This window comes from Moraxella sp. (assembly GCF_024227015.1).
GTDB lineage: Bacteria > Pseudomonadota > Gammaproteobacteria > Pseudomonadales > Moraxellaceae > Moraxella.
In genome coordinates this window covers 1-1,362 of sequence record NZ_JAAELD010000341.1, presented here as the reverse complement: position 1 = coordinate 1,362, position 1,362 = coordinate 1, and the positions used below count along the sequence as shown (strand labels likewise).

The window sequence follows — 1,362 nt, the reverse complement described above, 5'->3', positions numbered from 1 at the left end:
GATGCGTATCTGCAGTGGATGAAAGACCAGGGCCACCCTGACAGTACCCGCGACGATTACCAACGCGAACTTGAGCACTTTATCGCATTTGTGCAACACGGCCGCTTAAGGTGGGATCAGATTTTTAGCTTCGATGTGCTCATCCTATTCCAAAAAGAGGTCGGCAAAAGCTACGGACGGGCGCTCAGAGCACTTTCGTGGTATTTGTTTATTCACCAAAAAATTAAACGGCCCATCGAAAAGCACTTTGTGCCGCTGCCGCCGGTCTATGAGCAGTATCTGGCCTATCGGCAAAAAAGCGGACAGGTAACTGAGCGCACCGTCAAGCAAATACGCCGGGTGCTGGTGGCATTCGAGCACTACTTGAAAAAATCTGACATTGATCTTGGCACCTTAAAAATTGATCAGATCGACGACTTTTTGGCTCAGTTTTTAGTCGGCTTTGCACCGGCTACCTGTCGGCTTTACCGCGGTTGTCTCAAAGGCTTTTTAAGGCATCTGTACCAGCACAAAAACGGCCGCAATCTGGCACCGCTGGTAGTGGGCAAAAGATTATATGCCCAGCAAAAACCGCCAAAGTTTCTACGTCCTGCCGAAGTCAAAAAGCTCTTTGCCGGTTTAAGCCTGTCTTCGCCCTGCGCAATCCGGACCTATGCCACGGTGCATCTGGCTTATTTATTAGGGTTACGTCCCGTTGAAATCCATCGTATCAGCTTAGATGATATCTGTTTTACCAAGGCCGAGTTGCGCATCAAGAGAAGAAAAAACGACAATCCCATGGTGCTGCCGATACCGTCGGCCGCACTCAAAGCCATCAGTGTCTACATGATCGGCGCCCGGCCCAAAAGCAGGTGCCGCACGCTTTTTTTAAGCCATCAAAGCCCTCACGGACCATTGTGTGCGGGGGCGGTGGCCTATTACATGACGGCGGCCATCAGACAAGCCGGGCTGACTGGCACCGCTTACTGGCTGCGTCACACCTATGCACAAAATCTTTTGGAAAGCGGCGCTACAATTTTTGAAATCAAGCAGATGCTCGGACACGATAAAATTGAGTCCACCAAAGTCTATCTTCACGTGCACATTAAATTGATGCGAAAGGTGCTCTTTGATGAATAAAGTGTTTGAAAGTTTTATGGCTCCCCAATTAAAACAGTTTAGCGCCTATCGCAAACAGCTCGGATATGAGCCTGATGGGATCCGTTCCGTGCTGTTGGACTTCGACCGCTATTTGCAAAAACGAGCGGTTCCAGACCTAACCCACTTGACCCCGGCCTTTTTTCTTAAACTCAGAGCCGGCATCCATGAAGATCCTAATACTGTCAATCGAGTTTTGTCCGGGCTGCGTGCGCTGTTTGCCTT

At 49.7% G+C, this 1,362-nt stretch carries 2 protein-coding genes; both read left to right on the top strand.

All coding sequences use genetic code 11. From position 1 onward, the window contains the following. The coding region (locus GY683_RS07660) for a tyrosine-type recombinase/integrase (RefSeq protein WP_297288170.1) at positions 1–1,119 on the top strand (1,119 nt) is incomplete at its 5' end. Further along, positions 1,112–1,362: hypothetical protein (locus GY683_RS07655; RefSeq protein WP_297288169.1), on the top strand; the 251-nt coding region annotated here is incomplete at its 3' end. The genes GY683_RS07660 and GY683_RS07655, both read left to right, overlap by 8 nt.